Source organism: Mycobacterium hainanense, assembly GCF_041890355.1.
Lineage (GTDB): Bacteria > Actinomycetota > Actinomycetes > Mycobacteriales > Mycobacteriaceae > Mycobacterium > Mycobacterium hainanense.
Map to the genome: position 1 here is coordinate 5236662 of NZ_CP169059.1, position 13435 is coordinate 5250096.

Here is a 13435-nt window from a genome sequence, read left to right on the forward strand (position 1 = left end):
GCCTAGCGACAACCGATGGAGCACGATGACTCAGGACGTGCAGGCGGCCTCCCCGGCCCCCAGGTATGCGGGCACCCGCGTCCAACGGGTCGAGGACGGCCGGCTGCTGACCGGCCGCGGCAGCTTCGTCGACGACATCTCGCGACCCGGCATGCTGCACGCCTGCTTCGTGCGCAGCCCGTTCGCGCGGGCGCGGATCAACGGCATCGACGCCTCGGCCGCGTTGGCGCTGCCCGGCGTGCGCGCGGTATTCACCGCCGCCGACCTCAACCCGGACTTACGGGAGGCCTGGCACGCCGTCGCCGGCAAGGATGTCCCCGACACCCCACGGCCGCCGCTGGCCGAGGGTGAGGCGAAGTTCGTCGGTGACCCCGTCGCGCTCGTCGTCGCCGAGAGCCGGTACATCGCCGAGGACGCGTTGGAGCTCATCGACGTGGACTACGAGCCGCTGCCCGCCGTCACCGATTTCACCCGGGCGCAGTCCTCCGACGTGCTGGTGCACGACGCCTACCCGAACAACGTCGCGGGCGGGATGAGCGGCGCCCCGCCGGACGAAGAGCTGTTCGCGGGTGCGCCGTGCGTCGTCAAAGAGCGGATCTACCAACAGATCTACGCGCCGGTTCCGATCGAAACCCGCGGCCTGGTCGTCGAATGGACTGCCGCCACCGGAGAACTCACCATGTGGGCGTCCACTCAGACCCCGCACGAGCTGCGGGCGTTCTGCGCCCGGCTGTTAGGCATTGCGGCCCAACGTGTTCGGGTCATCATGCGCGACACCGGCGGCGGCTTCGGCCAGAAGGTCGTCCCGATGCGGGAGGACATGTGCATCATGCTGGCCGCCCGCAAGGTGCCGGCGGCGCTGAAGTGGATCGAGGACCGGCGCGAAAACCTGATGTCGGCCGGGCAGGCCCGGCACGTCGACGGCACGGCGCGCATGGCCTTCGACGACGAGGGCAACATCGCGGCGGCCGACATCGACTTCGTCCAGGACATCGGCGCCTACCCGACGCCGTACCCGGTGCTGACCACGGCCGCCATCGGCATGTTCTTCCCCGGGCCCTACCGGGTGCCCAAGGCCAGCTTCAACTACAAGACGGTCTTCTCCAACACCAGCGGCCTGGCCGCCTATCGCGGCCCCTGGCAGTACGAGACGCTGGCCCGCGAGATTCTGCTGGACATCGCCGCGCGCAGGCTGAACATGGACCCGGTCGAGTTGCGCCGGCGAAACCTGTTGCGCCGCGACGAGATGCCCTACGTCAACCCCAACGGCATGCCGTATGACCACGTCGCCCCGATCGATACGTTCGAGCAGGCCGTGAAAATCCTTGACCACGAAGGGTTTCGCAAGGAGCAGGCCGAGGCGCTGGCGCGGGGCCGCTACCTGGGGCTCGGATTTTCCGCCTATATCGAGCCGACGGGCGCGGCGACCGGCCACCTGGCCACCGAGGGCGCGACCATCCGCATGGAGCCCACCGGCAAGATCAACGTGTACGTCAACGGCGGATCGAGTGGAAACAGCATCGAGACCACGGTAGTCCAGTTGACCGCCGACGCGCTGGGTGCCGACATCGATGACGTGGCAACCATCCAGGGCGACACCGCGATCACCCCGTACGGGGCCGGAACGCAGGGCAGCCGCAGCGCGCCGATGACCGCGGGGGCCGTCAACGAGGCGGGGACGCTGTTGCGCGAGAAGATCGTGGCGCTGGCCGCCCACCACCTGAAGGTCGCCGAATCGGAAGTGGAATTGGCCTTTTCGGTGGCCAGCGTGCGCGGCGAACTCGACAGGTCGGTGTCGTTCGGCGAGCTGGCGTACGTCGCGTACTACTCGCCGCAGCAGTTGCCGCCGGGGCTGTCGACCAACCTGGAGGCGACCGCCCGGTTCAATTCGACCAATCCCATCCACTGGTCCAACGCGACGCACGCGTGCACGTGCGAGGTGGACGTGGCGACCGGCAAGGTGACCCTGCTGCGCTACATCGTCAGCGAGGACGTCGGGCCCATGATCAACCCCTCGGTGGTCGAGGGCCAGGTCGCCGGCGGGACGGTGCAGGGCATCGGCGGCGCCCTGATGGAGGACATGGTCTACGACGACGACGGCAACCCGCTGGCAACGACTTTCGTCGACTACCTGCTGCCCACGGCCACCGAGGTGCCGCCGATCGAGTTCGGCCACGTCGAGATACCCGGACCGGGGCCCGGCGGCTACAAGGGCGCCGGCGAGGGCGGGGCCATCGGCTCGACGCCGGCGGTGATCAACGCCATCAACGACGCGCTCGCGCCGCTGGGCGTGACCGTCACGCGGTTGCCGGCCAGCCCGGCGTCGATCGCCGCCCTGCTGGAAGCGGCGCAACGGTGAAGCCCGCCGCATTCGACTATCACCGCCCCGCCAGCATCGACGAGGCCGTGGGCCTGCTGGCCGAGCTGGGCGACGACGCGAAGATCCTCGCGGGCGGTCAGAGCCTGGTGCCGATGCTGGCGATGCGGCTGGCCTACTTCGACCACCTGATCGACATCTCCCGCCTGCCCGAGTTGCAGGGCATCGAGCGCAGGGGCTCGGAACTGTGGATCGGCGCCGGCACCACCGAGGCGGTCGTGGGCTCTGATGAGCAAGTGCGCCAATCAGTTCCGCTGTTGACCCGGGTGACGCCGTTCGTCGGGCACTTTCAGATCCGCAACCGCGGCACCCTGGGTGGCTCAATCGCCCACGCCGACGCTGCCGGCGAATACCCTGCGGTCGCCCTGACCCTGGACGCGGTGATGGAGGTCGCCTCGCCGCGCGGGCGGCGCGAGATCGCGGCCGCCGACTTCTTCGCCGGGGTCTGGGAAACCACGATGGCGTCCGATGAGGTGCTGACCGGGGTGCGGTTCCCGATATGGGACGGCCGATGCGGGTTCGCGGTCGAGGAATTCTCGCGCCGGCACGGCGATTTCGCGATCGCCGGGGCGCTGGTCGCCGTCCGGCTCGACGACAAGGATCGGGTGTCGCGCTGCGCGATCGGGCTGCTGGGCATGGGGTCCACGGTCCGGCGGGCGACGGCGGCGGAGGTCGCGGCCGTCGGAAAACCGGTCGGCGAGCTGGATCCGGACGAGATCGGCCGGGCCGCCATGAAGGGGCTCGACGACGTTCCCAGCGACCTGCAGGGCACGGCCTCCTACCGGTTGAAGGTGGGCGCCACGATGGCCGCCCGCGCCTGGACACGAGCGACAGCCGAAGCAGCCACGGGGGCCGGCAATGCGTGAACACGCAATCGAGCTGTCCGTCAACGCAACCCCGATCACCGCGAGTGTCGAACCGCGGATGACGCTGGCCGACTTCCTGCGCGAGAAGTGCGGGCTGACCGGCACCCACCTGGGCTGCGAGCACGGGGCGTGCGGGGCCTGCACGGTGCTGGTGGACGGCGCGGCCGTGCGCTCGTGCCTGCTGTTCGCGGTGCAGGCCGACGGGACCGAGGTGACGACGGTCGAAGGCGTCGCCGAGCCGGACGGCACGCTGTCGCCGGTGCAGTCGGCGCTGCGTGAGTGTCACGGTCTGCAATGCGGCTTCTGCACGCCGGGTTTCGTGATGTCGCTGACTGCGCTGCTGCGCGACAACCCCGATCCCAGTGAGCATGAGATCCGGGAGGGCCTGTCCGGCAACTTCTGCCGATGCACCGGCTACCAGGGCATCGTCGCCGCCGCGCGCCGGGCCGCCGAGACCCAGTCGGTCACGCAGCGGTAAAGGTTCACCATCGGCGTGGTATCGACAGCTGCGCGGTTGCACGGGATTTCGTTACGGCGCGCGTAATCTGATTTCGCAATATTGCTGATAATCGGGAGTGGCGCGTGCGGTTTTCGCAAAGGGCACGGTGGAGTCTTGCCGGTGGGTCCCTGCTGATTGCGCCCGTGCTGGTCAGTCCGGCGCTGCTCGACGCCTGTTCCAACACAATCGCCGGCCGGCCGGTCGCCGCGCCCGGCGCGGGCCCGGTCGAACCCACGTTCCCCACGCCCAGGCCGTCGACGGCGCCGCCGGCGCCCACCGCCAGCCCGGCCCCCGGCCTCCCGACGACGCCGGCCAATCCGACCGCACCGGCCGGCGCCATCCCGCTGCCGCCCGACCAGAACGGCTACGTCTTCATCGAGACCAAGTCGGGCAGCACCCGCTGCCAGATCAACAAGGACACCGTCGGCTGCGAGGCGCCGTTCACCAACTCCCCGCTGCAGGACGGCGAACACGCCAACGGCGTCAGCGTGAACTCGGCCGGCAAAGTGCAGTGGGTGCTGGGCAACCTGGGAGCCATCCCGACCCTGCAGATCGACTACAAGACCTACAACGCCGCCGGCTGGACGATCAACGCCACCGCCGACGGCACCCGCTTCACCAACGACCACACCGGCCACGGGATGTTCGTCAGCCTCGACAAGGTCAACACGTTCTAGGGGCCTGGAAACCCAGGTAGCGGGCTTATTGTGCAGGTATCGTCCGCAGTGCGTCCGCAGCAGATTTGATCGCCACGTCCAGGCTGGCGGCCACACCGTCTAGATCGTCATCGAACAGGTCTGCATACACGTCCAGCGTCATCGACGCCTTGGCGTGCCCTAGCATCCGCTGAAGGGCCTTGACGTTGGCCCCTGCGCTGACCGCCAAACTGGCCGCTGTGTGCCGAAGGTCGTGCGGCGTGATCATGGGAAACGCCTTGTCGGCGGCTTTGCATTTCTCAACGGCTGCCGCGAAGAATCGCTTGCGGTAGTTAGACACTCGCAACACATCGCCTCGCTGGCTGGTGAAAACGAGATCATCCCGCGCCTTTCCAACCATCAGCGCCGATAGCTCGGCGGCCAACACCGCCGGGAATGGCACCGAGCGGCGCTCCCACGACTTCGGCGTCGACCACACGAGCCCGTTGAATTCGGTGACGGACCGTGACACGTTCACCCGGCGGCGAAGCATGTCAAAATCACCGACCCGCAGGGCGGCCATCTCACCCCAGCGCAGACCGGTGTAGGCAAGGAACCGCACAACTTCGGGCCGATACTCGGCGGCGGAGGCCAACGCAACCACCTGGGCGTGGGTGAGGTAGCCGCGATCGGCGTGCTTGCGCCTGGGCAACTGGATGCCATCACACGGGTTGCGGGGAATACGGTTGTCGTCCAGCGCCGCATCCATGACCTGGCGCAGGACACCGAATGCGTTCTCGATGGTCGGCACCCCTAGCTCGTCGGTCACCATGGATGCTACCCAGGCCCGCACCGCCGAGGTCTTCACGTCGATCACCGGCACATCGGCCCACACCAGGGCTACATGGTTCTTCCAGACGCCGCGTCGCGCCGCAGCGGTACGGGCCTTTATGTGGCCCTGCGAGCGCTCCCAGGACTTGTAGACCTCCTCAACCGTCGCCTTCCCGGCGCCGGGCGCGATGTATGTCCCGTTCGCGAGCTTCGCGGTGATCTCGCTGTCGAGCCACTGTTGAGCGTCGACCTTACGCGCGAAGGCTTTGGAGTGCTCGCGACCGTCGTCGTCGACATACCTTGCCCGCCAACGGCTTCCTTTGCCGTAGTTGGAGCTTGCGACACTACGAGTATTTCCGTACCCATCGCGGATGGTTCGGTACCAGCGATCTTCGACACCGGCCCTGCGGTTGCGTTTCATGGAAGCGAGGGTAAGCCCACCACCCGACAAAACCTCTGCCGAGCAGCATCCCAAAACTTTTTCCTGAGAGTTTTTTCGAACTTGGTATATCCAGTGTTATCTGCAGCGTTCCTACCTGCACTTTTGTGCATGAAATGGCCCGGTTTTGCGCGAGGCTTCGGAAAAACACGTACCTCTTCTCAGGAATGTCAGTTGCACGTCATTGGTAACGTCTGGATCATTCGAGTTAAGTCAAGAGTTACTTGGTACTTGAAACGGATGAGACTCGTGCTGGAAGACGAATTTCTAACCGCCATGGACCTGGAAAAGTGGACTGGCACCAAGGCGAGCACCTGGCGGTACTGGGCCCACGTCGGCCAGGGCCCGGACAGTTTCAAGCTGGGTAGGAGAAGGTTGTGGAGACGATCTGTAGTCGAAACGTGGATTCGAGAACAGGAGGTAAAAGGAGCATGAAGATGTCCAAGGATGAGATGAGCGGTAAGCCGAAGATTAGGCGATGCAGCGGGTGCGATAAGCGGATGCGCAATCCAAACGGGTGGAACGTTGAAATGATTGCGGGCATCGAGGCGGGCTATCGCTGCCCTAAGTGCCAAACCTCCGAAGAAGACCTAGAGGCAGAACTGAACCTAACGCTTGGGCGATCGGCGGTGGGCAAGCGGATCGCCGTTAACAGCGCTCGAGACCTCACTACCGAGGTGCTGACCGAGATCGTCAACCGCTTAATTGATACCTATCCGACACCAGAAATCATGCGGGATAAGGCCGATCGGCTCGCCCGGGCTTGCGGTGATCGGTTTTGGATGGTGGGGATAATGCGAATGACGGCCGACGATATGCAATCAGGCGCCTTCAACGAATGATTCTTGGGGCTGTCTGTCTTCGTGGCGATCGCCGTGTGAGTGACTATTACCCGCCCATTCTGTTCTGAACAGCGCCAAATCCAAGCCCGGGATCGTATGCTCATTGAGCCACCAGGGCATCCTCGGCCACGTCGTTACCAATAAAGTCTCGTAAAATCCTGTAGGTGCAGTGATCAATAAAACCGGTGCACCAACGGGGACCGCAAAACAGGATCTCGAAACCTGTGTGCATGTCCATGCATTATTTCTGGTATGCGAATGTAGTATGGTGAATATTTAACGGGGCCTCGCCGAATAATCAACGAGGCCCCGAGAATTGAGTGGTGTGGTGACTAATTTAGCGGCCAATGCTGCCCCTGCGCAATCTGCCGGGGGGCGCTGATGGCATTCCGCAGACTCCCGATCGATGAGCTATTTGATTTCGATCTGCGCCTTTGGGATCAGCACACACGCTATGACGGACGCTGGACTGATGAACAGCTCAAAGCCATTGTCGAGCGGTTAGATCTGCCCGCCGATAAGAAGCTTTCTTACGCCATTGCTTCCTTCGCCAGATCGGTGGTGCTCGATGGCAAGACCGATAATTTCGGTATCCATTTCAGTCGAGATAGGAATAAATATGCGGATCGTTACCTCGCCGACGGCGACCCGTACAACACCTACTACTTCACGACCAAGGCGGCCGACTGGCTACAAACCCATTATGGCTGTGAGCAGCTCAAGGGCACCCACATTCCCAACGTCCCCGGGCGAGAATCAGCGGAATATTGCAGCCAAGAGCTGATGGACACCATCGGCGATCTGGTCGACCCGCTAGAGGCCCGGGCCCGGGCCCAACGGCCAGAGGTCATCATTCTGCGGCACGCCAACAAGAAGAACGCCCGCTACTCCGATACCCCCGAAACCAGGGCCATGCGGAACCAGCTCTGGGTATTCAATGACCACCTGGCTCAGCGAGATATCCGACGCCAGGGCCATATGGTTGAAATCCCCCTTCTCCGCAGGGTCTTCAACCTTTCTTTTGACCGGGGCGGTCGCCTGTATTGCTGGGGTGAGTCTTACCAGGGCTTACCAAAAGAGCAGCGGCTCGAATTCACCGAGGTTGTCGACGGTGCGGTCCAACCCCTTGTGGAAATCGACTATTCCGCTCACCACTTCCACCTGGCTTACGCGCAGGTGGGCAAGAACATGCTCCCGGGTGACCCCTACGACATTCCCGGCTTTGACCGCGCTCTGGTGAAGCTGGCTGGCCTTATCAGCTTCAACGCGCAAGACAAGAGGGACGCGGCCGGAGCCGTCATGGGGGAGTCCGGATGCAGCTACGACGAAGCCAAAGCGGTAATTAGGGCCGTCCGTCGCAAGCACTACCACATTAAAGACTACTTCTACTCCGACGCCGGGGCCCGGCTGATGCGGATCGACTCCGATATGGCGGTGGAGATTATGAACCGGGTGATGACCATCACCGGTAGGTGCCCCCTACCTATGCACGACTCTTTCCTCGTGCCAGTCTGTGACGCTGGGGTATTAGCTCAGCTAATGGAAGCAGTAGCTGCTGAATATGGGGTGAGGGCGGACCTCTCTATTACTCGTGCTCATTCAGACGAGAAAGATGACAATACCTCCTCTATCCCTACCCCATATATGGCAGATCATTCCACTGAGCTGCTCATCTCCCTCATTCCCCAAACAGCCTCCGACACCTCCGACGACCCAGTGGACCCCCGATCCGCTTCGCTGGATACCGATAAGGAAGCCCACACCCCACCGGTAGAGACCTCTAGGGAACAGCCGCCAGAACTGACCGCCAAGGCGGGTGGTCGGCACATTCATGTGGGCGGCCCCTACCCGTGCCAAAAACGCCGAGGTTATGTGGGGATCCTTCCGGGGAAGGTCTGGACTGCGCTGGCAAGGCTCACCGGTGACTGGGCAAACGGGACGCCCAGCGATTACGCCACAGTGCGGGAGTGGGACAAGCTAATGTACGGCGCCAGCGAGTTCAGGGATACCTTCAAGCTGTTTGCTCCAAAAGCTGCGGACCTGCCTCCGCTTTTCCCCCTGAATTCGTTCGAGGCTCAAGAAATCGCGGCCCGGAAGGTCTACCGGAACGTCGGCCCGGTCGACCCCGAGACAGAGCACTGGCTCTTCCTGGACGTGCTGGCCGAACAGCACGAAGAGGATGCTGCCCCGCCACGTTGTGCCCAGATCGGCTCAGACAAGATCGTCCAATATGCCAGGTACATCAGGCGCCAGGAAAGGGAAAACGCCGCCGCTCGCGAGAAGGCTAAGAGGAAGGCATTGCGGGAGTATCTGCGTAAGTGTCGAGCGGCGAGGGTAAAGATTGAGAGGCCTGAACGGAGCCCGAAGCTGACGGGGATGGAGTGATGAAGCGCAGAAGTTGGATACCGGACCCCGCGACCATCGCTGATCAACTCGTCGAGGATTACCGCAACGCCACCGACGGCAGCCATGGCGACTTGGACGCAATCAGCACGATGGCCTCGTGGTTCGAGATCGGGCAAGGCCACGGTGAAGAGTTCACAGAGGATGACTGGATAGCTCTTGTGCAGGAGTTAGCCCGACGTCTGACGGACACCGAGAGAGACGATCACCAATCGCCCCAATGAGTGACGCCTCGGCCTGGATCTCGGCAACGTACTCGCGCCCGGGAAGCATGTCGATGAGCGACTCGATGGCGACGAAGCCACATGATTTCGGTAGGAATATTCCGCTGGCGGGACTGTCGCGGATTGGGTGCGCCGTGCCAGCCGACTTGGTCAGTTGGTTAGCTAGCGAAGTTCCGCATTAAGCAGCTCAGAAAAGACGAACCCACTTGATTTTCCGTAGGGATTGTTTTCGCGTTGGGACGGAGCCGGTCATCTGGCCCGCCGGGGCGGCGGTGCCAGTACGTATTCGTGCGTGGACGGTCTACACCAAAATGGGTAGCTTGAGCCCATTGCAATCCGGGAAACGATTCGGTCGCAAAGGCTTGACCCCCTGCCGATCTAACTGAGTGACGGAAATCGACCTCTCCCCAACGGGGGCTGCAGATCGCGAAGCTGAGCGGCCTTCTTCCGAGGGTCGCATCGTAGGATCCGCCTGTGGCCCCAGTCATCTACGCCGCCGACATCGGATCCATCAAATCCCGTAATTTCGGGTGGGCTCGCCTCGATCCCGAACAAGGCTCCGCTCAAATCGAGCGAGACGAGGGCACTGAGATCGCCGAACTCGTCGACGCCGTCGCGCACGACCTCGACGCCGGAGCGCGAGGTGTCGCCCTTGGGTTCGAATGTCCTCTGTTTGTCCCCGTCCCCGAGAATCCGATTCGGCTCGGTGCTGCACGCCCCGGTGAGGGCAACCGCCCGTTTTCCGGTGGCCCCGGTACGGCTGCTCTAGTGACTGGACTGGTTGAGACAGCGTGGATTCTTCGATCGCTACGACAACGATGCCCCGAGGCCATCGCATTCCTGGACTGGGACGAGTTCACCCGTGCTGGACGGGGTTTGTTCCTTTGGGAAGCGTTCGTCACCGGCGACGCCAAGGCGGCAACGCATGTCGACGACGCTCTGATTGCGGCGACCACGTTTTGCGGCTGTCTCCCAAATCCAGCGGCGGCCAATGCCGTCGCAGCCGAAAGCCCTCTGTCGTTGATCTCGGGCGCGCTTCTGTGGAGTGGTTGGTCACAGGAGCCAGCCTTGCTTCACCAGCGTTGTCTTGTGATCAAAGCGGCAGCACCCGAGCGTGCCGCCCCCTCGGCAGAGAAGGCGCATAGTACTGCGGTGGCGAAGTCCTCAAGCTCCCTGCGGGACGGGGTCAGCCAGGTCGCCAAGCAAATACCCGTAGGCAAGTGGACTACTTATGGCGACATCGCGAAGGCAATCAACGCGATTGCGATTGGTGTCGGCGCAGTGGTCGGTGTTGGCGGTATCCCCAATGAGCATCGGATTCTCAACGTCAAGGGGAAATTTCCTGAAGGGGCCCCCGCCAGCCACGTCCAAAAGCTGAAAGCCGAGGGTGTCGGTTTCATCGACGGTCGCGCTGATCCTCAGCGGCGATGGCTAGCCGGTCAATTAGCCCCAGAGCCAGACCTCACATGACGGCGCCTGCTGGCTATCCGCGAGCGCGGACCCCGCAAATACGCTCAACGCCTCAGTGCACCAACCCGCCGGTCAACCAAGGGGTCTACCCAAAAATGGGTAGTTTGAGCCCCTCTGGCACTGGCTGATCTTGCTCGGATTGGCGGGCATGGACTCCAACAACTTAGCCTCGGGCGTGAGCGTTTCGCTCAGTGTTTACGAGTTGGGCTTTCGTACGGCCAAAGAGTCATCCCGCTTTCGCCGGATCAAATCGTCGAGTTCATCAGCTTGGACGAACGACCGGCGGCCGATCTTGATGAGCGACAGTTCACCTTTCTTGACCAGCGCGTAGAACGTGCTGGGGCTGATGCCGCCCAACCACGCCCTGGCCTCGGAGACACTAATTAGGCGCCGCTCACCCCAGACCTTAGGCGCAGGTTCTCCGAACCTCTCCTCATAGTCTCGGCGGATCTCCTCATCGACCGGATCCTCTGGCCGCTCTCCGGGCTTCGGCATATAGCGCGTCGTGCCTTTGATGTTCATGTTTCGCAGATGGGCCTGGCTGCGGGGGGTCATGCTCGTCATACGCCGTGGCGCTTCTTGGCGGGCGATTGCTAATTCGACGGCCTCGTTGATGAGGTCGCGTAGTGCCTGGGCGAGGCGGTCAACGGCATCGCTCATATTTGCTATGTCGGCTCGTCGGTACGTTGAAACGTGTTGCTTTCCAACCATTCACACTGATTTCCCTGCGGGTCCTGCGCTTGCCGTGGGGGACAAGGACGGATCGTGAGCTGAGTCCATGCGAGTTGTTGACGGGCCAGCGAGGTAGCTCCCCGTGAACGTCCGCCGTAGCTACTATGATGCCGGTCATGCGGCTGGCAATGCCAAATCGAGCTTACCTCGCGGACATCGAACGGTTTCTACGGAACCGAAAGGACGACGGCAGCCCAGACCTAACCTTTGATTTGGCGCAAGGGTTCTTCAGTGTTCATCCGCTCGTACTTTGCACCATCGCTGCGATGGCAGCCCACACGCGGCGAAACGGTGGCGACGTTGTGTTACTGAATGACAAATTAGCTCCAAGTATTCGTTATTTAGAGCGCATGAAGTTATTTGATGTGATCGGTTGCGAGAGTGTATGCAGTGTTCAAGAGCACGACCCGGCTGGGCGATTTATACCTGTCACACGAATAACTACTGGAAAAGAATTAACGGATTTCCTTACTGATTTTATTCCTCTGCTGCATGCGGGGCCCGAAGAATCGATGACCATCCGATACGTTCTCGCGGAACTGGTAAGAAATACTCTCGAACATTCGGGACCACCAAGCGAAGCGTTTGTGGCTGCACAAGTCATAAAAACAGATAATCGGCTCGCCGTAGCTGTTGCCGACAGCGGCATTGGGATTCGCGAATCCATCACGCGATACCACGTAGCAGCTAACGATCGCGAGGCTATAGTAAAATCATTTGAGCCGGGGATTTCAGGCGCCACCGGGACATTCGGTGGCAACGAGAATAACGGTGGCGCAGGATTATTTTTTATGAAAGCCATGGCAACGATGGCGCGATGCCATATGGTGACCGTAACTGGCGATAGCGCAATGAAACTACGGCGAACGCCTATCGGGCCAGTTAAGGTACAACCGTCTCTGCTTGACGACAAAGTTTACTGGCGGGATGCAATACCGCCATACCAAGGCACAGCAGTTGGCATAGATATTAAGGTAAGTCCCGACATCAAATTCAACGATTTACTAAGCGAGATTCGAAAAGTCTACGGAATCAGAATCCGCGAGCAGAAAACAAGCAAACGACGGGCGCGCTTTGTCAAAACACATTAAGGTCTTCGACGCAACTGGATCTTTCGCCGAAAATAAAGATGCTGCTGCGAAAATCCGTGAAAAGTCCCTCATGCCTACGCTGACAAAATCAGGCTATGACGTCGAACTGGACTTTGCAGACGTTGAGTATGCAACGCAATCATTCATACACGCCCTGATTGCCAAAGTAATACGAACTAACGTTGAGTGGCTCGATCGTATTACCTTCAGCAACTGCACAGAGGCGGTGCAGGGCATCATCGAAATTGTTGTCGACTATGCGCAAGAAACGGATTAGCTGATGGGTCGATGCGCGCGTTGATTCCCCGTCGAGTCGTCTCCGCGCCTAGCTCCTGGCCTTCCAGCGACATATCTGGCGCCGACCTGTAGGGACAGGATATGGCTGAAGTCGAGCTTGCGCAGTTCGGCGTTCTTGGCCTCCTGCTCGGCCCAGATTTCCAGGACATGAGCATCAGGGGCAGCACGGACCTTCTGCCGTTGGGCATTGGAACAGGCGCATTTGATCGGCCATTGTTTGAATCGGGTCGCAAACCCGCACCGTGGACAGGCGGAGTGAAGGTGGCGATCACTCAGACCTCTTACGCTCACGCCCATTTCCCCTCCCACCGTCTGTGGCGTCCCGGTTATCGACGCTCTTTCGTGAGACTTCAAGACTGCCAGGGTTCTTGCCTCGGCAGCATCGCGCTCGGCCGATAACTCCAGAGGTGGCGACCACGCCTCTTGACCCAGGCGATGCCACTCTCTCGTGGGCTGCGGTAGACCTGTCCAGCCGCACTCAGCACTCGTATGTGCCTCCGTCTGACCGTCGAGACCGACATTGAGACTCCGTGCTTTCCGAACCTTCGCAAGCGAGGCGCACTTGCCAAGACCGGTTGGTGCTCGGCCGCTTCGTCACCCGGACCACCCACGAGCGTGGGGTTGGTATGCGCCGAGCCGGGGCTTGTTGGCGCATCTCGTAAAGCAATGCCAATTCTACTTCGGAAGAAGCCCGGCCGTCGGTGAGAGGTTCGGCAGCTCAAGACATCG

General features: G+C 61.8%; 12 protein-coding genes and 1 riboswitch. Of the genes, 10 read left to right on the plus strand and 2 right to left on the minus strand.

The features are described from left to right. Positions 1-25: 25 nt before the first annotated feature. The 4 genes from ACEL92_RS24700 to ACEL92_RS24715 all read left to right on the plus strand — a co-directional run bounded on the left by ACEL92_RS24700 (position 26) and on the right by ACEL92_RS24715 (position 4419). On the plus strand, positions 26-2359 hold the full coding sequence (locus ACEL92_RS24700; RefSeq protein ID WP_374023199.1) for a xanthine dehydrogenase family protein molybdopterin-binding subunit: 2334 nt from the start codon (positions 26-28) through the stop codon (positions 2357-2359). Then, complete coding sequence (locus ACEL92_RS24705) at positions 2356-3243, plus strand: xanthine dehydrogenase family protein subunit M (RefSeq protein ID WP_374023200.1); 888 nt, start codon at positions 2356-2358, stop codon at positions 3241-3243. The genes ACEL92_RS24700 and ACEL92_RS24705 overlap by 4 nt, the downstream gene beginning before the upstream one ends. Beyond that, complete coding sequence (locus ACEL92_RS24710; RefSeq protein ID WP_374023201.1) at positions 3236-3721, plus strand: (2Fe-2S)-binding protein; 486 nt, start codon at positions 3236-3238, stop codon at positions 3719-3721. Before ACEL92_RS24705 ends, ACEL92_RS24710 begins: the two co-directional genes overlap by 8 nt. Before the next feature lie 149 nt (positions 3722-3870). Beyond that, on the plus strand, positions 3871-4419 hold the full coding sequence (locus ACEL92_RS24715) for a hypothetical protein (protein ID WP_374026373.1): 549 nt from the start codon (positions 3871-3873) through the stop codon (positions 4417-4419). A gap of 25 nt (positions 4420-4444) precedes the next feature. Here the strand turns inward: ACEL92_RS24715 and ACEL92_RS24720 are convergent, their stop codons facing one another. Further along, positions 4445-5629 (minus strand): tyrosine-type recombinase/integrase, encoded by a 1185-nt coding sequence (locus ACEL92_RS24720; protein WP_374023202.1) that lies wholly within the window; start codon positions 5627-5629, stop codon positions 4445-4447. A gap of 455 nt (positions 5630-6084) precedes the next feature. On the opposite strand from ACEL92_RS24720, the gene ACEL92_RS24725 reads away from it, so the two are divergent. The 4 genes from ACEL92_RS24725 to ACEL92_RS24740 all read left to right on the plus strand — a co-directional run bounded on the left by ACEL92_RS24725 (position 6085) and on the right by ACEL92_RS24740 (position 10586). Continuing rightward, on the plus strand, positions 6085-6489 hold the full coding sequence (locus tag ACEL92_RS24725; protein WP_374023203.1) for a hypothetical protein: 405 nt from the start codon (positions 6085-6087) through the stop codon (positions 6487-6489). 381 nt (positions 6490-6870) lie between these two features. After that, entirely contained in the window at positions 6871-8874 is a 2004-nt protein-coding gene (locus tag ACEL92_RS24730; RefSeq protein ID WP_374023204.1) for a hypothetical protein, read from the plus strand. Further along, positions 8874-9116 carry a hypothetical protein gene (locus tag ACEL92_RS24735; protein ID WP_374023205.1) on the plus strand — a complete coding sequence of 81 codons (243 nt, stop codon included), beginning with the start codon at positions 8874-8876 and terminating at the stop codon, positions 9114-9116. Before ACEL92_RS24730 ends, ACEL92_RS24735 begins: the two co-directional genes overlap by 1 nt. 474 nt (positions 9117-9590) lie before the next feature. Next, positions 9591-10586: a hypothetical protein gene (locus tag ACEL92_RS24740; RefSeq protein WP_374023206.1), complete on the plus strand. Its 996-nt coding sequence runs from the start codon at positions 9591-9593 to the stop codon at positions 10584-10586. Positions 10587-10781: 195 nt separating this feature from the next. Here ACEL92_RS24740 and ACEL92_RS24745 read toward each other — a convergent pair whose 3' ends face one another. Further along, positions 10782-11246, minus strand: coding sequence for a helix-turn-helix domain-containing protein (locus tag ACEL92_RS24745; protein ID WP_374023207.1), 465 nt, complete (start codon positions 11244-11246; stop codon positions 10782-10784). 188 nt (positions 11247-11434) lie between these two features. On the opposite strand from ACEL92_RS24745, the gene ACEL92_RS24750 reads away from it, so the two are divergent. Both ACEL92_RS24750 and ACEL92_RS24755 read left to right on the plus strand, forming a co-directional pair. Then, positions 11435-12409 (plus strand): ATP-binding protein, encoded by a 975-nt coding sequence (locus tag ACEL92_RS24750; protein ID WP_374023208.1) that lies wholly within the window; start codon positions 11435-11437, stop codon positions 12407-12409. Continuing rightward, positions 12393-12686: an STAS-like domain-containing protein gene (locus tag ACEL92_RS24755; protein WP_374023209.1), complete on the plus strand. Its 294-nt coding sequence runs from the start codon at positions 12393-12395 to the stop codon at positions 12684-12686. Before ACEL92_RS24750 ends, ACEL92_RS24755 begins: the two co-directional genes overlap by 17 nt. Positions 12687-13259: 573 nt before the next feature. Next, a riboswitch (SAM riboswitch) is annotated at positions 13260-13370 on the minus strand. Positions 13371-13435: the final 65 nt, after the last annotated feature.